This window comes from Mesorhizobium sp. BR1-1-15, from assembly GCF_020165475.1.
In the GTDB taxonomy this organism is placed as follows: domain Bacteria; phylum Pseudomonadota; class Alphaproteobacteria; order Rhizobiales; family Rhizobiaceae; genus Mesorhizobium.
This window is the reverse complement of the sequence record NZ_JAIUIF010000004.1, coordinates 354,177-372,742: the sequence shown is the minus strand read 5'-3', so window position 1 is coordinate 372,742 and position 18,566 is coordinate 354,177. Positions and strand designations below refer to the sequence as shown.

Genomic DNA, 18,566 nt, shown 5'->3' with positions numbered 1-18,566 from the left:
CCTGCGCGATTGGGACAAAGTGATGGTGGCGCTCACTCGGCGGCCGCCTTGGTCCTGCTGCCGCGTTCGGAGGCCGTGCCCTCGAGCGTCGCCGTCAGCCGGTTGCGGATGGTGGTGGTGCGTGACGGGCTGTCGATCTTCTGGCCGGTGAGGTCGGTGACATAGAACGTATCGATCACCTTTTCGCCGAAGGTGGTGATGTGGGCCGACGCGATGTCGAGCGACAGGTCGGACAGCGTTCCGGTGATCTCCGACAACAGACCCGGCCGGTCCAGCCCCTCGACCTCGATCACCGAAAATCGGTTCGACAGCGTGTTGCGGATTTCGGCGCGCGGCGCGATCCGGAAGACCTTGGCGCCGCGCTTGGGCTTGGTGCGCTTCTCGATCATCTCCGGCAGCCAGCTCTTGCCCGACAGCACGTCCTCGATCAGCCGCCCGACGCGCTCGGCGCGCCGGCGCTCGTCCTCGTCGCGGTCGAACTCCCTCGAGATCAGGATCGTGTCCAGTGCGCGGCCATCCGAGGTGGTGAAGATCTGCGCGTCGACGATGTTGCCGCCGGCCGCCGCACAGGCGCCGGCGATCACCGACAGCAGGCGCGGATGGTCCTGCGCCAAAACGGTGATCTCGGTCACCGCCTCGAACTGGTGCGTCTTGACCATGGTGGCAAGCTTGTTGCCGGACGCATCCGCCTCGCGGATGAATTCGGCGTGGCGAAGCTGGTCCGGCAGGTCGACGGTCAGCAGGTAATTCTCATAGTGCAGGCCGACATAGCGTTTGCGGATCTTGTCGGGCCAGCCGGCGAGCGCTTCGGCCAGGCACTCGCGCGCCGCCGCCGTGCGCTGGGCGCGCGACACTTCCGAGAAGCCGCCGGTGAGCAGCAGTTCGGTCTCGTAGTACAGCGTGCGCAGCAACTGGCCCTTCCAACCGTTCCAGACGCCCGGTCCGACGCCCCTGATGTCGCAGACGGTGAGGATGAGAAGCAGCTTCAGCCGCTCGACGGACTGCACGATCGAGGCGAAGTCCTCGATCGTCTTGCGATCGTTGAGATCGCGCGTCTGCGCCGTCATCGACATGACCAGATGGTTCTCGACCAGCCAGGCCACCGTTTCGGTGTCGGTGGTCGAAAGTCCCATATGCGGGCAGATGCGCCGGGCGATCCGGGCGCCGGCTTCCGAATGGTCCTCCGGCCTGCCCTTGGCGATGTCGTGCAGCAGCACGGCGACGTAGAGCGCCTCGCGGCTCTTTCTCAGTCCCGGCATCAGCGAATGCGACAGCGGATGCACCTTCTCGCCGTCGCCGCGCTCGATCTCGGCCAGCACGCCGATGCAGCGGATCAGATGCTCGTCGACCGTGTAGTGGTGGTACATCGAGAACTGCATCATGGCGACGATCTTGCCGAAATCGGGGATCAGCCGGCCGAGCAGCCCCGCCTCGTTCATGCGGCGCAGATTGAGCTCGGCGTTGCGGTCCGAGGTCAGGATGTCGAGGAACAGCCGGTTGGCCTCCTCGTCGCGCCGGAGCGATTTGTTGACCAGGCCGAGCGAGCGGGTGAGCAGCTTCAGCGCGTCGGGGTGAAACTCCAGCCCGTGCTTGTCGGCGAACCAGAACAGCCTGAGCAGATTGACCGGATCGCGCTCGAACACCTGGTCGTCGGCGATGTTGATACGGTGGTTGTCGACGATGAAATCCGACGTGCCGGCAAGCTTGCGCTTGCGGCGCTGGAAGGTGAGGAAGATGCGGTTGAAGCCCGGCACATGCTTGGCCTGCTCCTCTTCGAGCGCGGCGCAGAAGATGCGGGTCAGGTCGCCGACATCCTTGGCGACGAGGAAATAGTGCTTCATGAAGCGCTCGACCGCCGACAGGCCGGGATGCGTGGTGTAGCCCAGCCGCTCCGCGATCTCGCGCTGGATGTCGAAATGCAGCCGCTCCTCGGCCTTGCCGGTGAGGAAATGCATGTGGCAGCGCACGGCCCACAGGAAATCCTCGGCCTTCTGGAATTCGCGGTATTCGGCCTGCGTGAAGACGCCCTTCTCGACCAGCTCCTCGCCGGTGCGCACCCGGTAGAAATATTTGCCGATCCAGAACAGCGTCTGCAGGTCGCGCAGGCCGCCCTTGCCGTCCTTGACGTTGGGCTCGACCAGATAGCGGCTTTCGCCGGCCTTGGCATGGCGCTCGTCGCGTTCGGCGAGCTTGGCCTGCACATATTCCGGTCCGGTGGTGCGCACCACCTCATGGTCGAAGCGCAGCATCAGTTCGTCGTAGAGCTTCTGCTCACCCCACAGGAAGCGCGCTTCCAGGATCGAGGTGCGGATGGTGATGTCGGTGCGCGACAGCCGCAGGCATTCCTCGATGTTGCGGGTCGCGTGGCCGACCTTCAGCCCCAGGTCCCACAGCATGTAGAGCATGTATTCGACTGTCTGTTCGCCCCACGGCGTCTGCTTGTAGGGCAACAGGAACAGGAGGTCGATGTCGGATCCCGGCGCCAGCGTGCCGCGCCCATAGCCGCCGACCGCGACGACGGCCATGCGTTCGGCCACCGACCGGTTCTTTACCCGGTAGACATGGGTCGCGACAAAATCGTAGAGCGCCCGGATCAGCTCATCCATCAGATGCGACAGCCGCTCGGCGCAGGCATTGCCGCCGCCATCCTGCTTCAGCATGGCCTCGGCTGTTTTGCGGCCCGCGGCGAGCCGGCCCTTGAGAAGCTGGAGAACCCCGGCGCGGGCGGCCGATCCGGAGCCGTCCCCGGTCGTGGCCGCCGTCAGCGCGGTCATCTCGCGGCGCAAGGCGTCGCCGTCGATCAGTTCATCGAGCTTCAGGGAGATTTTCGCCATGGTACCGGTTGGCCTTGCCTTTTGGGCGGCGTCTATAGCGCGTTTCCGCGGCGCTGGGTATGGGGGCGGGTTGACGCGTTTCCATGGTGCGGGACACCCGCGACAATAAAATTCAAGCCAGTCCTTGACCTTCCAGTTACTGGAAGGACTACCTCCGGCTCGAAGCAGTTTGATAGAGGCATTCGAAATGACGCATTCAGATCACGATCATCACGCGCATGGTGGTTGCTGCGCGGCAAAAGGCGCGGCCGTGGATGCCGGCGCCGTCACGCGCGATCCGGTTTGCGGCATGATCGTCGATCCAGCCGCCGGCAAGCCGGTATCGGAGCATGCTGGCCGCCTCTATCATTTCTGCAGCGAAGGCTGTCGGACAAAGTTCCAAGCCGAGCCGAAACAATACCTGACCGCCACCGACCCCGTCTGCGGCATGAGCGTGGACCGCGCCACGGCAAAGCATTTTCTGCGCCATGACGGCCAGGGCTTCTATTTCTGCTCCGCCGGCTGCAAGTCGAAATTCGAGGCGGCGCCGCAAACCTATCTCGGCGACAGACCGGCGCCGGAAGCGATGCCGAAAGGCACCCAATACACTTGCCCGATGCATCCCGAGATCGTCCGCGACAAGCCCGGCTCCTGCCCGATCTGCGGCATGGCGCTCGAGCCGATGGGCGTGCCGACAGGCGATGAGGGGCCAAATCCCGAACTGGTCGATTTCACCAGGCGGTTCTGGGTCAGTGCGGTGCTCTCGGTGCCCCTTCTCATCGTCGCCATGGCGCCGATGATCGGTCTGTCGTTCGAGAACCTGATCGAGGACCGGACAAAGGTCTGGATCGAGCTGGCGCTCGCAAGCCCGGTCGTGCTTTGGGCCGCATTTCCGTTCTTTCATCGCGGCTGGGACTCGATCCGCAACCGCAGCCCGAACATGTGGACGCTGATTTCGCTCGGCGTCGGTGCGGCCTATCTCTACAGCGTCGTCGCGACGCTGTTCCCGGACATTTTTCCGCATCAGTTCCGCGGCCATGGCGGGGCGGTGCCGGTCTATTTCGAGGCCGCAGCCGTCATCGTCGCGCTGGTCTTTCTCGGCCAGGTGCTGGAACTGCGCGCCCGCGAAAAGACCGGCTCGGCGATCCGCGCCCTGCTCGACCTTGCGCCCAAGACCGCCCGCCGCATAGGAGAGGACGGTTCCGAGAGCGATGTGCCGCTGGACAGCGTCAAGGCCGGCGAGCGCCTGCGCATCCGGCCCGGCGATGCCGTGCCGGTCGACGGTACCGTGCTCGAAGGCCGCTCTTCCATCGATGAATCGATGATCACCGGCGAACCGTTGCCGGTCGAGAAGGCCGAAGGGGATGCCCTCACCGGCGGCACGCTCAACAAGAATGGCTCGCTGATCATGCGCGCCGAGCGGATCGGCGCCGAGACCACGCTCTCGCGCATCGTCGAGCTGGTCGCCAAGGCGCAACGCTCGCGCGCGCCGATACAAGGGTTGGCCGATCGCGTTTCCTTCTACTTCGTCCCGGCTGTCGTTCTGGTCGCCATCGCTGCCTTTGTCGCCTGGGCGATCTTTGGGCCCACGCCCAGCCTGATCTTCGCCATCGTCTCGGCGGTCTCGGTGTTGATCATTGCCTGTCCCTGCGCACTCGGCCTCGCCACGCCGATGTCGATCATGACCGCCACCGGACGTGGCGCCCACGCCGGCGTGCTGATCAAGGAGGCCGCCGCGCTCGAACGCTTCGCTTCCGTCGATACGCTGATCGTCGACAAGACGGGGACACTGACCGAAGGCCGGCCGAAACTGACGGATGTCGTGGCGGCCGATGGGTTTTCGGAGGAGGAATTGCTGGGCCTCGCCGCGAGCCTGGAGAAGGGCTCGGAGCATCCCCTGGCCGAGGCTATTGTCGAAGGCGCCGCGACCCGCGGTGTAAGGGTCGCCGAAGCCAATGGCTTCGAGGCGGTCACCGGCAAGGGTGTTTCCGGTGCCGTTTCGGGCAGGAATGTAGCGCTCGGCAACGCCGCGATGATGCGTGATCTCGGTGCCGACGTGTCCACCGTTTCGGCCGCGGCCGAAGCGCTACAAGGCGATGGCAAGACGGCGATGTTCGTCGTCGTGGACAGGAAATTGGCCGGCATCGTGGCCGTCGCCGATCCGGTCAAGGCGACCACCGCCGAGGCGATCAAGGCCCTGCACGACAGCGGCTTGAGGATCATCATGGCGACCGGCGACAATGAGCGCACGGCAAACGCGATCGCCAGGAGTCTCGGCATCGACGAAGTCCGCGCCGGCCTGTTGCCGGAACAGAAGGGCGCGCTGGTCGAGGAATTGCGCGGCAAGGGCGCCGGCGTCGCCATGGCCGGCGACGGCGTCAACGACGCACCGGCCTTGGCCGCCGCCGATGTCGGTATCGCCATGGGCACCGGCGCCGATGTCGCCGTCGAAAGCGCCGGCATCACTTTGGTCAAGGGCGACCTCAACGGCATCGTGCGTGCCCGCACACTGGCGCAGGCGACCATCCGCAATATCAGGCAGAACCTGTTCTTCGCCTTCCTCTACAATGTGCTTGGCGTGCCGGTCGCGGCCGGCGTGCTCTATCCGCTGACCGGCACGCTGTTGTCGCCGATGCTGGCGGCGGCGGCGATGAGCCTGTCCTCGGTTTCAGTGATCGCCAATGCGTTGCGGCTGAGGACATTGAAACTTTGAGCCGATCCCCCAAATACGAAACCCGATCAACAGGAGACCATCAATGACCTTGGCCAAGAAAATCGTGCTGCTGCTGATGGCGGCTGGAATGCTGGTTGCCGTCTTCCTCGAAAGCGTTCCCGCACAGAGCGAAGAGATGAAGCACGACATGGCCGGCATGGCTACGGGGGCGGAAGGCCCATCGACCGCAGGCTACAAGGCGGCGATGGACAAGATGCACGCCGACATGATGGCCTCCAAATACACCGGCGATGCCGACGTCGATTTCGTCCGCGGCATGATCCCTCACCACCAGGGCGCCATCGACATGGCCAGGGTCGAACTCGCCAACGGCAAGGACCCCGAGATCCGCAAGCTGGCAGAGGCGGTCATCGCGGCGCAGGAAGCCGAGATCAAGCAGATGCAGGACTGGCTCGCCGCCCATCCGGTGAAGTAAGCTTTCGCGGCTCGGCGAGAACGCCTCTGAATTTCTCGTCCGGCCTGTGATGCGATCCCGTCTCAACTGGAGCCTGCCATGCCATCGAGCGTCAGAACCACCACGCTGCCCTGCGGCGAAGTCATCCCCGTTCTCGGCCAGGGCACCTGGAAAATGGGCGAGGATTCGCGCCGTCGCGCGGAGGAGGTGAATGCCCTCAAGCTTGGTCTCGATCTCGGCGTCAAGCTGATCGACACCGCCGAAATGTACGCCAGCGGCGGCGCCGAGGAGGTGGTGGCCGAAGCCATTGCCGGGCAGCGTGCCGAGGTCTTCCTGGTCTCGAAGGTGCTGCCGTCCAACGCCTCGCGCGCCGGTGCGCAGCGCGCCTGCGAAAACAGCCTGAAGCGCCTCGCGACCGACCGTATCGATCTTTATCTGCTGCATTGGCCGGGCAGCGTGCCCCTGGCCGAAACCGTCGAAGCTTTCGAGGCGCTGAAGAAAGCCGGCAAGATCCGCCACTGGGGCGTCAGCAATTTCGACACCGGGGAGATGGAAGAGCTGGTCGGCCTGCCCGACGGCGGCAACGTCCAGACCAACCAGGTGCTCTACAATCTGGTCCGGCGCGGCCTTGAGTTCGATCTGGCGCCCTGGAACCGGAAACGCGGAATTCCTCTTATGGCCTATTCGCCGGTCGAGCAGGGCGCCTTGGCGCGCAATGCCAGTTTAGACGCGGTCGCAGACCGCCACGGTGCGACCGCGGCACAAATCGCACTGGCCTGGGTGATGCACCAGGATGGCGTCATCGCCATTCCCAAGGCCAGCAGCCAGGACCATGTCCGCCAGAATGTCGCGACACTCGACATCGAGCTTACGCGCGAAGACCTCGCCGACCTCGACCGCGCCTTCCCGCCGCCGAGCCGCAAACGCGGGCTGGAGATGATCTGAGCGTTGTCGGTGAAGCTGCCAATCTCCCCCCTCGAGGGGGGAGATTGGCGGTTTCGGCGATACCGCCATGCCAGCAGGTTCAATTTACATCCCCGCCAACCCCTTCAACCGATAAAGCGCTTCCAGCGCTTCCCTCGGCGTCATCTCATCGGGATTGATGTCACTGAGTGCGACGCCCAGCGCGTCGCTCTTGACCGGCTTCTGCGCTTCCCGCTTCACCGCCACTGAAAACAGCGGCAGGTCGTCGACCAGCCGGTTGGTCTTGCCCGAAACCTCGCCTTCCTCGAGCTGGTGCAGCACTTCCTTGGCACGGTCCACCACCGCCTCCGGCAGGCCGGCCAGCCGCGCCACCTGGACGCCGTAGGAGCGGTCGGCCGCGCCCTTGCCGACCTCGTGCAGGAAGACGACGTCGTTCTCCCATTCCTTGACCCGCATGGTGACGTTGTGGAGCCGCGCCAGCTTGCCGGCAAGCGAGGTCATTTCGTGGAAATGCGTGGCGAAGATCGCCCGGCAGCGGTTCTTCTCGTGCAGATATTCCACCGCGGCCCAGGCGATCGACAGGCCGTCGAACGTGGCGGTGCCGCGGCCGATCTCGTCGAGGATTACCAGCGCCCGTTCGCCGGCCTGGTTAAGGATCGCCGCCGTCTCGACCATCTCGACCATGAAGGTCGATCGGCCGCGCGCCAGATCGTCCGAGGCGCCGACGCGGGAAAAGAGGCGGTCGACGACGCCGATATGGGCCGATGTCGCCGGGACGAAAGAGCCGGTCTGGGCCAGGATGGCGATCAGCGCGTTCTGCCGCAGGAATGTTGATTTACCGCCCATATTGGGGCCGGTCAGCAGCCAGATCGCGCCGTTCTTGGCGCTGCCCTCCGGCGACAGGTCGCAGTCATTGGCCACGAACGGCCCTTCGCCCGAGCGCCGCAGCGCCTGTTCGACCACGGGATGGCGCCCACCCGAAATCTCGAAGGCAAGGCTGGCATCGACCAGCGGCCGGCACCAGGCCTCGCTTTCCGACAAAAGCGCGAGCGCCGCCGACACGTCCAGCACGGCGAGCGCATCGGCCGCGGCGCGGATCTTCTCCGCTTCGCCGACCGCTTCCGCCGTCAGCGCGTCGAAGGCGGCAAGCTCGATGCTCAGCGCCCGGTCGGCGGCATTGGCGATCTTTGTTTCCAGCTCCGCCAGCTCCGTCGTGGTGAAGCGCATGGCGTTGGCCATGGTCTGGCGATGGATGAAGCGCGCCTTGGCGCCATCGCTGCCGGTCATCACCGCGTGATGGTTGGCGGTCACCTCGATGTAGTAGCCGAGCACATTGTTGTGCCGGATCTTCAGGGACCGAATGCCGGTCTCCTCGATCAGCGAACGCTCCAGCCCGGCGATCACTTTTCGCGACTCGTCGCGTAGCGCCCGCATCTCGTCGAGCTCGGCGTTGTAGCCGCCTCGGATGAAGCCGCCGTCGCGCTTCAGCAGCGGCAGTTCCTCGCCAAGTGCCTGCGTCAGATGCCCTGCAAGCGCGTGCGGCAGCGCCCGGATCGCGGCGAGCGCCGCCGCCAATTCCTGGGGCAGGGCGGTCGCGGCAAAGATCTCCGCGATCGCGCCGGCCGCCTCGAAGCCGGCGCGCAGCGCGCCGAGGTCGCGCGGGCCGCCGCGGTTGAGCGCCAGCCGCGACAACGCGCGCGGCATGTCGGCGACGCTCTTCAGGCTCGCCCGCACCGCCTGGCAAAGCCGCGTCTCGGAACGGAAGAACGACACCGAATCCAGCCGCGCGGCAATTGCCGCCGGATCGGTCAGCGGCGCCATCAGCCGATCGGCGAGCAGCCTGGCGCCGCCGCCGGTCACCGTGCGGTCGATCGCCTTGAACAATGAGCCTTCGCGGCTGCCCGACAGCGTGCGCAGGAGTTCCAGGTTGCCGCGCGTCGCCGGGTCGATGAACAAAGTCGAGCCGGCCTCCTCGCGCTCGGGCCGCGACAGCGGCGGCCGCTCGGCCTTCTGCGTCTTTTCGACATAGGCGATTGCGCCCGAGATCGCCGACAGCTCGGCCCGCGAAAACGCGCCGAAGCTGTCCGGCGTCGCCACCTCGAAGAAGCGGGCGATGCGCGCGGCCGCCGAGGCCGAATCGAACAGGCTCGGCGGCTGCGGGTTGGCGACGCGGCCGAGCACGTCGAATACCGATCGCAATTCGGGATCGTGGAACACCGGCTCGGCGACGATCAGTTCGCGCGGATCGACGCGGAAGATGTCGGCCAGCAGCCGGTCGGCGGTGGTGTCTGTGACCCGGAAAGCCCCGGTCGAAATGTCGATCCAGGCCAGGGCAAAGCTTCCTTGGGTCCCGGTCGCGCCGCCGCGCTCCCCACTTCTTGGATCGCCGCCGCCCTTCACTCGTCCCAGCGCCATCAGGAAACTCGATTCCGACGGCGCCAGCAATTTGTCCTCGGTGATGGTGCCAGGCGTCACCAGCCGCACCACATCGCGGCGCACCACCGATTTGGAGCCGCGCTTCTTGGCTTCGGCCGGATCCTCGATCTGCTCGCAGACGGCGACGCGGAAACCCTGCGCGATCAGTTTCTGCAGATAGTCGTCCGCCGCATGCACTGGCACGCCGCACATCGGGATGTCGTGTCCCTGATGCTTGCCGCGCTTGGTCAGCACGATGCCGAGCGCCCGGCTCGCCTTCTCCGCATCCTCGAAGAACAGCTCGTAGAAATCGCCCATCCGGTAGAACAGCAGCGAATCCGGGTTCGCCGCCTTGATCTCGATGAACTGCTCCATCATCGGCGTGACGCCGCCAGCGGCTGCCGGCGTGATCGCCTCGGGAGCGTCCGGTTCGTTTTGAATGTGCATGTTCATGCGCTCACGCTAGCAGATGTGGCGGCGGGGTTTAATGCCGGCCATTGGAAAAGCAGGGGAAGAACGGAGATCAACCACCATTGAACGCCATGCGTCCTTCCGACGCCAGTTCGGTAACGCTTGGCGGTTTACACGCGGCGGCGCGTAGTCTTAATTCGGAATCACACAAGGCACCCGCCTCAAGGAGGTGCCGCATGGCGAGGAAATCAAAAGCATCATGGCAAGGAAAACCGAAAACAGCGGTCCGTCCGTCAGCGCGCAGGAAGCGCTCGAATTCCACGCCATGGGGCGGCCCGGCAAGCTCGAGATCGTCGCCACCAAGCCGATGGCCACGCAGCGCGATTTGAGCCTCGCCTATTCGCCTGGCGTCGCCGTGCCGGTACTGGCCATCGCGGAGGATCCCAGCCGCGCCTTCGACTACACGTCGCGCGGCAACATGGTCGCCGTCATCTCCAACGGCACCGCGATCCTGGGCTTGGGCAATCTCGGCGCGCTGGCCTCCAAGCCGGTCATGGAGGGAAAGGCGGTGCTGTTCAAGCGCTTCGCCGACGTCGATTCCATCGACCTCGAGGTCGACACCGAGGACGCCGACGAGTTCATCAACTGCGTGCGCTTCCTTGGGCCCTCCTTCGGCGGCATCAACCTGGAGGACATCAAGGCGCCGGAATGCTTCATCATCGAGCAGCGGTTGCGCGAGCTGATGGACATCCCGGTCTTCCACGACGACCAGCACGGCACCGCCATCATCTCGGCCGCCGGCCTGATCAACGCGCTGGAGATCACCGGCCGCGACATGAAGACCACCAGGATGGTCTGCAACGGCGCCGGTGCGGCCGGCATCGCCTGTATCGAGCTGATGAAGGCGATGGGCTTTGCGCCCGAAAACATCATCCTGTGCGACACCAAGGGCGTGGTCTTCCAGGGCCGCACCGAAGGCATGAACCAGTGGAAGTCGGCGCATGCGGTCAAGACCGACGCGCGGTCGCTGGCCGAGGCGCTGGACGGCGCCGACGTGTTCCTCGGCCTTTCCGCCAAGGGCGCGCTGACCACCGCCATGGTGCGTTCCATGGCCAAGAACCCGATCATCTTCGCCATGGCCAACCCCGATCCCGAGATCACGCCCGAGGAAGTGGCGGAGATCCGCACCGACGCCATCATGGCGACCGGGCGTTCGGATTATCCCAATCAGGTCAACAACGTGCTCGGCTTCCCCTATATTTTCCGCGGCGCGCTGGATGTGCGGGCCACCACCATCAATGACGACATGAAGATCGCCGCCGCGCGTGCGCTTGCCGACCTGGCACGCAAGGACGTGCCCGACGACGTCGCCGCAGCCTACCAGGGCAACCGGCCGAAATTCGGCCCCAACTACATCATCCCGGTGCCGTTCGATCCGCGCCTGATCTCGGCCATTCCGCTGGCCGTCGCCAGGGCGGCGATGGATTCTGGCGTCGCCCGCAAGCCGATCCTCGATCTCGACCGCTACGCGCAGGAGCTGTCGGCCCGCCGTGATCCGATCGCCTCGACCTTGCAGCGCATTTACGACCGTGTGCGCCGCCAGCCCAAGCGCATCGTCTTCGCCGAGGGCGAGGAGGAGCAAGTGATGCGCGCCGCCGTCTCCTATGTGAACCAGCGGCTCGGCACCGCCATCCTGCTCGGCCGCGACGACGTCATCAAGGAGAACGCCAGGCACGCCGGCATCGACCTCGACAAGCAGGGGCTGGAGATCATCAATGCTCGCCTGTCGCGCCGCAATTCGGTCTATACCGATTATCTCTACGAGCGCATGCAGCGCAAAGGCTTCCTGTTCCGCGACTGCCAGCGCCTGATCAACAACGACCGCAACCATTTCGCCGCCTGCATGGTGGCGCTGGGGGATGCCGACGGCATCGTCACCGGCGTCACCCGCAACTATTCCACCGCGCTCGACGATGTCAGGCGCGTCATCGACGCCAAGCCGGGCCATCGCGTCATCGGCGTGTCGATCGTTTTGGCGCGCGGCCGCACCGTGATCGTCGCCGACACCGCCGTGCACGACATGCCGAACGCCGAGCAGATCGCCGATATCGCGGAGGAAGCGGCAGGCTTTGCCCGCCGCATGGGCTATGAGCCGAGGCTCGCCATGCTCGCCTATTCCACCTTCGGCCATCCCCACGGCGAGCGCTCCGAGCGCATCCAGGAAGCCGTGCGCATCCTCGACAAGCGCCGCGTCGATTTCGAGTATGACGGCGAGATGGCCGCCGACGTCGCGCTCAACGCCCGTGCCATGGCGCAATACCCGTTCATGAGGCTGACCGGCCCGGCCAATGTGCTGATCATGCCGGCCTTCCACTCTGCCTCGATCTCCACCAAGATGCTGCAGGAGCTCGGCGGCTCGACGGTCATCGGCCCGCTGCTGGTCGGGCTGAACAAGCCGGTGCAGATCGTCTCGCTGAACGCCAAGGACAGCGATATCGTCAACATGGCGGCGATCGCGGCCTACACGGCGGGGACCTGAGGGAGGGTTCGCGCGTCCGATGCGAAAGCAGCGGCGGATCTGATCATGCTTAACCTGCGGAAAACACCCGCGCCGCCTCGATGACCTCCTTGACCTGATCTTGCCGCAGCAGGTCGATGGGAATGCGCTCGTCGAGCAGCGCCGAGGGGCGGGTCAGCCACAGCCATGCCAGCCTCGGATTGCCGATCAACGACAGCACCTCTCGAATACCCGCCACCGGCCTGCCGTCGACGAACTGCGCCAGCGGGAAGACGTGCTTGCGGCCGCCCTTGCGCAAGGCGACCACCTCGCCCCGCCTTTGCCAGCGGTGCAGGGTCGAGCGGGCAATGCGCAGGTGTTCCTCCAGATAGGTCGAACCGGCGACCCGCCCGGCCCAGTCTTCGATCAGCATCGATTCGAGATCGTCGGACTGGGTGCGCGGAAGCGGGGAGGCGGGGCCGTCGAAACCCGCCGACGGATTTGTGGCGCCCGCGGTGCCGGCTTCGCTGCGGCGCGCGGCTTCCACGGCCAGCGCACGCACGAATTTCGACGCCAGCCCCGGAAGGTCGGCATGGATGGCATCGATGGCGCGCTGATGCTTCGGCGACAACAAGGTGAGGGCGGACGCTATGCTGCCAGCGATCTTGCTGACCGAGACCATGGTGGGTTTGTTGATGGCCTCGTCATAGTGGGCAAGCGCCCGCTCGACCTTCTCCGCGACCATGTCCGCGAAGTCGTCTTGTTTAAGACCGGTTATGTGAAATCTGTTCATGCATCTGTCTTCTGGCCGCGAGCGCTCCTCCCCGACTGCGCCCGTTGCTGAATTTCTAATGTGGAAAGCGGAAATCGCGGCGGCAACAAATCCGGCCGCCCGACAGCTTGCTTTCTTGCATCTTGGCACCCCAACTGGTTAAGGGCGCCCAAATGTCAGTCAAAGGGCGCCCAGATTGCGTGTAGGTGCGATGTGTGACAGCCGCGCGACGGTGAAGCTGCCGATCTCCCCCCTCGTGGGGGAGATGCCCGGCAGGGCAGAGGGGGGCGCGAAGGATCGCTAGGTTGCGGTGGTTCCCTTCCGCGTGCCCATACTCTTCGAACTGGCGCCCCGACATGACAGTACGCTCATGCCGTTCATTTCGGGCTTGGCGGCAGTGTAGAACCCTGGAGATGCCAGCCGGACAGCGCCCCCCTCTGGCCTGCCGGCCATCTCCCCCAGGAGGGGGGAGATCGGCAGCTTCACCGCCCCCCTACAGCAGCCCCGCCAGCTCGGCCTCGCGACGCAGATTCTGCCTTGGCCTCGGCCCGATCTGCTGGATCACCAGGCCGGCCGCCAGTGAGCCGAGATCGCCGCAGGTCTTGAGGTCGCGGCCTTGCGTGTAGCCATGCAGGAAACCGGCAGCGTAGAGATCGCCGGCGCCTGTCGTGTCGACCAGCTCCTTGATGGCGGTCGCCTGGATGACGACGGTCTCGTCGCCGCGCGCGATGACCGATCCTTTTTCCGAGCGCGTCACGGCGGCGACCTTGCAGTCCTTGCGGATCCGGGCCAGCGCCTCGTCGAAGGACGAGGTCTGGTAGAGCGACTTGATCTCGTGGCTGTTGGCGAAGACGATGTCCACGGTGCCCGAGCGCATCAGCTCGAGGAACTCGTCGCGGTAGCGGTCGACGCAGAACGAATCCGACAAGGTCATCGATACTTCGCGGCCCGCCGCGTGCGCCAGCTTGGCCGTCTGCCGGATCGCCTCCTTGGCGCGCGGCGGATCCCACAGATAGCCCTCGAAATAGGTAACCTTGGCGCCCGACGCCTTGTCGGCCTCGACATCCTCCGGCCCGAGCTCGACGCAGGCGCCGAGATAGGTGTTCATCGAGCGCTCGCCGTCGGGGGTGACGAAGATCATCGAGCGCGCCGTCGGCGGCTCGCCCTGAAGCGGCTTGGTGTCGAAGGCGACGCCCTGGGCATGGATGTCATGCGCATAGATCTCACCGAGCGCGTCGTTGGAGACCTTGCCGAAGAAGGCGGCGCGGCCGCCGAAGGAGGCAACGCCGGCCGCCGTGTTGCCCGCGCTGCCGCCGGACGCCTCGATCGCCGGGCCCATGCGGCTGTAGAGCAGTTCGGCGCGGTGCGTGTCGATGAGGTTCATCGCGCCCTTGATGATGCCGTTGGTCTCCAGGAATTCCTCTTCGCACTGGGCGATGATGTCGACAATCGCGTTGCCGATGCAAAGCACGTCATAGTCCGGCATCAATGTCTCCGCCAAAATCCGCGCCGGCTTCTTGCCATGCCGGCCGGGCGCGGGTCTAGCGATTTGCAACCGGTTTGCCTAGGCCATGTTCATATCGCCTGACGCCTAGGCGCTACGACAATTCGGTCGTGGCCGAAGCATTTTACCGCGGCTTTGCCTAAAAAGGGCCGTTCGATCCCGGTCCGAGGGCGGCAAGCTTATGCCTGCAAGAAACGACATGAACACCGATCTGGCGCTGCTCGCCCTCCTGGCGGTGCTTTGGGGCGCCTCCTATACGTTCATCAAGATCGGCGTCGAGACGATCCCGCCGGTGACGTTCATCGCCGCCCGCACCTTGATCGCGGGCGCGATCCTGCTGGCCATCATCCGCTGGCGCGGGCTCGCCATGCCAGGCGATGCAGCGAGCTGGCGTCGTTTCGCCTTCCAGGCGTGCCTCAACAGCGTCATCCCGTTCACCCTGATCGCCGCCGCCGAGCGCTCGGTGGATGCCGGCCTCGCCACCATCCTCAACGCGACGTCGCCTATCTTCACCTTCCTGTTGACCGCGCTCATCACCCGCCACGAACGGGTGACGCTGCGCAAACTGATCGGCGTCGGCGCCGGCATTGCCGGCATCTGCCTCATCGTGGGCACACAGGCGCTGGGCGGTCTCGGCCATGAACTCTGGGCGCAGCTTGCCATCGTCCTTGCAACGGTCTGCTATGCGGGGGCGGCGATCTTCGGCCGAGGCTTCAAGGGCCTCGATCCGATGCTGCCCGCCGCCGGCTCGATGCTTTGCGGCGCCGTCATCCTGGTGCCGCTCAGCCTCGCCGTCGACCAGCCCTGGACCTTGGCGCCGTCGACGGCGTCGATCCTGGCCTTGCTCGGCCTGTCGGTGTTTTCGACCGCGCTGGCCTTCGTCATCTATTTCCGCCTGATCCACACGCTGGGCTCGGTCGGCACGACCTCGCAGGCCTATCTGCGCGTGCCGATCGGCGTCGGCATCGGTGCCGTTTTCCTTGGCGAAAGCCTGGGTTCGACGGCCTGGCTCGGCATGGCCTTCGTCGTCGCCGGCGTCGCGGCCATGACCATTCCCACCCGCAAGCCGGCGCTCGCACAATAGGCAGACAGGGCAATCGCCTCAGACCAAATGGCTCCGATTGTCGAGGTAGCGCCGCCCCTCATCCGCCTGCCGGCGTTCGTCACTCGAAAAGCCAAGCAGTTGGCTTTTCGTCCGCTTCGCGGACCGCTCCTCCAACTCCCCGTAAGTGACGGGGAGAAGGGCGCTGTCATCACTGATTTCGCCAATCACCACGTTGCGATGGAGGCACCGGGGTTGCCGCCAGCTCCTCTCTCCCCGTTCTACGGGGAGAGATGTCCGGCAGGACAGTGAGGGGCGGCGCCGGCGCTCGCAAGAGGGGTGATGCGGAGAGTTCGAAACCTGAAACGACCGCCTTGACCCACGGCAGGCAATAGAGCTTGTGACCGGCGAACCTGCTGCCTATCCTCCCAGGGGCAATCCGTCGAAGCGAGGAAGCACCGTGATCTCCAGCGCCGCCCGCGCCGCCGCCGGCCAGTTGTTCTCGCCCGAATTGCGCGCCGTCTTCCTCAAGACGTTAGGCCTGACTGTGCTTGCTCTGGTCGGCCTGTGGTTCGGGCTGACCAGCCTCGTCGAGTGGCTGGCGCTGCCATGGCTGCACACACTCTTTCCCGGCCTGCCGTCCTGGGCCGGTTGGCTGGGCGGCATCATCGCGGCCATCGCGCTTGCCTTCGGCATGGCGCTGCTCGTCGCGCCGGTCACGGCTGTCGTCGCCGGGCTGTTCCTCGACGATGTCGCCGAAGTGGTGGAGCGTACCGACTATCCCGGCGATCCGCCCGGCCGCGCCATGCCGGCGCTGCGCTCGCTGGTGTTGGCGATAAAGTTCTTCGGCGTCGTCGTTTTGGGCAACATCGTTGCCCTGCTGCTCCTGCTGGTGCCGGGCATCAACATCGCCGCCTTTTTCATCGTCAACGGCTACCTGCTTGGGCGCGAGTTCTTCGAATTCGCCGCTATGCGCTTCCGTCCGGAAGAAGAGGCCAGGGCCTTGCGCCGGCACCATGCCGGGACGGTCTTTCTCGCCGGCCTGGTGATAGCGGCCTTCCTTGCCGTGCCGGTGCTCAACCTGGCGACGCCGCTCTTCGCCGCAGCCATGATGGTGCATCTGCACAAGGCGATCTCGGCCCGGCCCGATCGGGGGAGCAAGCCGTCCCGTTGATGCGCCAGTCCCTACCGCAGCAGAAAGCCGCGCCCCAGTTCGTCGTCGGGCTCGACGATGAATTCCGCCCGGCCGCAATAGTAGGCGCGGCCGCCGACGCGGGCGATGATCGCTTCATGCGGTCCGGCTTTCGCCGTCCGCGCCACCGCGCCGGAAAAGCGCGAGCCGGCGATGCTCTCGAAAGTGCGTGTCTGGCCTGTTGCGATCTCGCCCTTGGCATGCATCGCCGCCAGCCGGGCGGTGACGCCGGAGCCGGTCGGCGACCGGTCGACCTGCGCCTCGGCGAAGACGCAGACGTTTTTCGTCGGCTCACCCGAAAACGTATCCCGCCCGTCCGTCAAAATGGTGCCGTAGAGAAAGGCGAGGTCGGCATGGTCGGGGTGCGACAGGTGGAATTCCTGCTTCAGCCTTTCGGACAGCGCCGTCGCCGCATCGACGAAATCGCGCACCCGATCGCGGCCGAATTCCAATCCGAACTGGTGACAGTCGGCCAGGGCATAGAAGGCGCCGCCATAGGCGATGTCGAAGCCGATCGCGCCGTAGCCGGGCAGTTCGATCTTGCGGTCGCGTGCGAACAAGAAAGCCGGCACGCTTTCGAACGACACAGCACCTGCCTTGCCGTCGCGCACCTCGACCGAGGCAATCACCATGCCGCAGGGCGCCTCGATGTTGACCATCGTCACCGGTTCCTGCTTGGCCACCAGCCCTTCGTCCACGGCATAGCGGCCGAGCGCGACGATGGCGTGGCCGCACATGGTCGAATAGCCCTCATTGTGCATGAACAGCACGGCAAGGTCGGCGCCCGGCAAATCGGGCTCGACCAGCAGCGCGCCGTACATGTCGTAATGGCCGCGCGGCTCGAACATCAGGATTTTCCGGAGATGATCGAGATGGTCGCGCACATGGGCGCGCTTTTCCAGGATCGTGCCCTTCGGGATATCGGGGTAACCCCCGGTGACGATCCTCAGCGGCTCGCCGCCGGTGTGCATGTCGACGACGGTCAGCGTCATGTGTTCGGCCCGCTTATCCCGATTTGCCAAACAGCGCCTGCAACTTGCCGAAGGGCATGGCGGCGCGGGCGAAGCCGAACGTGCCGTCCTGCTGGATCTCGCGCGCCGCCGTTTCCAGCATGCCATAGGCGAAGTTGGTGAGCCACGGCCCAAGCGAAACGCGCTTTGCCCCGGCCGCGGTCAGATCGGCAATGGTGAAGTCGGGCCTTGCCATGACGTTGACCGGCTTGCTCACGGCCGAGCAGACCGTGCGCACCATCTCGACGTCGCCGATGCCCGGCGCGTAGAGCACGTCGGCGCCCGCCTTCTCGAATGCCTGCAGCCGCTTGATCGTGTCGTCGAGGTCGGACTTGCCCCAGAGGAAGTTCTCCGCCCGCGCGGTGAAGACGAAATCGCGTTTCAGCGCGCGGGCCGCTTCCGCCGCCGCCGCGACGCGCTCCACCGCGTGCGAAAAATCATAGATCGGCTTGTTCGGGTCGCCGGTGTGGTCCTCGATCGAGCAGCCGGCAAGGCCGGCGGCTTCAGCCGCGAAGATGGTTTCGGCGGCCTGCTCGGCGCTGTCGCCCTTGCCGCGTTCGAGGTCGGCCGAAACCGGCAGCTCGGTTGCCGCCGTCACCTCGCGGCAATGATGGATCATCTGGTCGAAGGTCACCGCGCCGTCCGGCAGGCCGCGCGAGAAGGCGAAACCGGCGCTGGTCGTCGCCAGCGCCTTGAAACCGAAGGATCCAAGCAGCTTCGTCGTGCCGACGTCCCAAGGGTTGGGCATGACGAAGGTCGAGGCATGCAGGTCGCGAAAGATCTTGCCCTTGTTCATGGAAGTTCCCCCATCGTGTTGAGTGCGATGGCGCGGATTTTAGCTTGCCCGCCTTGCCCGGG

At 65.5% G+C, this 18,566-nt stretch carries 12 protein-coding genes; 6 read left to right on the top strand and 6 right to left on the bottom strand.

Features of this window, described 5'->3' with window-relative positions; genetic code table 11:
• Positions 1-32 precede the first annotated feature (32 nt).
• Positions 33-2,834 (bottom strand): [protein-PII] uridylyltransferase, encoded by a 2,802-nt coding sequence (locus LB541_RS10300; protein WP_140664128.1) that lies wholly within the window; start codon positions 2,832-2,834, stop codon positions 33-35.
• A 187-nt stretch (positions 2,835-3,021) separates the two neighbouring features.
• Between LB541_RS10300 and LB541_RS10295 the strand changes: the two genes are divergently transcribed.
• From LB541_RS10295 to LB541_RS10285, 3 genes are all read left to right on the top strand, one after another.
• Complete coding sequence (locus LB541_RS10295; RefSeq protein WP_140580536.1) at positions 3,022-5,526, top strand: heavy metal translocating P-type ATPase; 2,505 nt, start codon at positions 3,022-3,024, stop codon at positions 5,524-5,526.
• 43 nt (positions 5,527-5,569) lie between these two features.
• Positions 5,570-5,962: a DUF305 domain-containing protein gene (locus LB541_RS10290; RefSeq protein ID WP_140512966.1), complete on the top strand. Its 393-nt coding sequence runs from the start codon at positions 5,570-5,572 to the stop codon at positions 5,960-5,962.
• 78 nt (positions 5,963-6,040) lie between these two features.
• Positions 6,041-6,886 carry an aldo/keto reductase gene (locus LB541_RS10285; RefSeq protein WP_140630060.1) on the top strand — a complete coding sequence of 282 codons (846 nt, stop codon included), beginning with the start codon at positions 6,041-6,043 and terminating at the stop codon, positions 6,884-6,886.
• 84 nt (positions 6,887-6,970) lie between these two features.
• Here LB541_RS10285 and mutS read toward each other — a convergent pair whose 3' ends face one another.
• A complete protein-coding gene (mutS, locus tag LB541_RS10280) occupies positions 6,971-9,733 on the bottom strand; it encodes a DNA mismatch repair protein MutS (protein WP_140649444.1) in 2,763 nt (920 codons plus the stop codon).
• Between the two features lie 217 nt (positions 9,734-9,950).
• Here mutS and LB541_RS10275 point away from each other — a divergent pair, with 217 nt between their 5' ends.
• On the top strand, positions 9,951-12,230 hold the full coding sequence (locus LB541_RS10275; protein ID WP_140497115.1) for an NADP-dependent malic enzyme: 2,280 nt from the start codon (positions 9,951-9,953) through the stop codon (positions 12,228-12,230).
• A 49-nt stretch (positions 12,231-12,279) separates the two neighbouring features.
• Here LB541_RS10275 and LB541_RS10270 read toward each other — a convergent pair whose 3' ends face one another.
• Both LB541_RS10270 and LB541_RS10265 read right to left on the bottom strand, forming a co-directional pair.
• Complete coding sequence (locus LB541_RS10270) at positions 12,280-12,981, bottom strand: hypothetical protein (RefSeq protein ID WP_140649443.1); 702 nt, start codon at positions 12,979-12,981, stop codon at positions 12,280-12,282.
• Between the two features lie 472 nt (positions 12,982-13,453).
• Positions 13,454-14,446: an adenosine kinase gene (locus tag LB541_RS10265; RefSeq protein WP_140523618.1), complete on the bottom strand. Its 993-nt coding sequence runs from the start codon at positions 14,444-14,446 to the stop codon at positions 13,454-13,456.
• Between the two features lie 217 nt (positions 14,447-14,663).
• On the opposite strand from LB541_RS10265, the gene LB541_RS10260 reads away from it, so the two are divergent.
• Both LB541_RS10260 and LB541_RS10255 read left to right on the top strand, forming a co-directional pair.
• Positions 14,664-15,548, top strand: a complete 885-nt coding sequence (locus LB541_RS10260) for an EamA family transporter (RefSeq protein WP_224618297.1) — start codon at positions 14,664-14,666, stop codon at positions 15,546-15,548.
• Positions 15,549-15,966: 418 nt separating this feature from the next.
• Positions 15,967-16,680: a sulfate transporter family protein gene (locus LB541_RS10255; RefSeq protein ID WP_140497105.1), complete on the top strand. Its 714-nt coding sequence runs from the start codon at positions 15,967-15,969 to the stop codon at positions 16,678-16,680.
• Positions 16,681-16,691: 11 nt separating this feature from the next.
• Here the strand turns inward: LB541_RS10255 and LB541_RS10250 are convergent, their stop codons facing one another.
• Both LB541_RS10250 and LB541_RS10245 read right to left on the bottom strand, forming a co-directional pair.
• Entirely contained in the window at positions 16,692-17,690 is a 999-nt protein-coding gene (locus tag LB541_RS10250) for a proline racemase family protein (RefSeq protein WP_140759351.1), read from the bottom strand.
• A 13-nt stretch (positions 17,691-17,703) separates the two neighbouring features.
• Complete coding sequence (locus LB541_RS10245; RefSeq protein WP_140759353.1) at positions 17,704-18,504, bottom strand: oxaloacetate decarboxylase; 801 nt, start codon at positions 18,502-18,504, stop codon at positions 17,704-17,706.
• Positions 18,505-18,566: the final 62 nt, after the last annotated feature.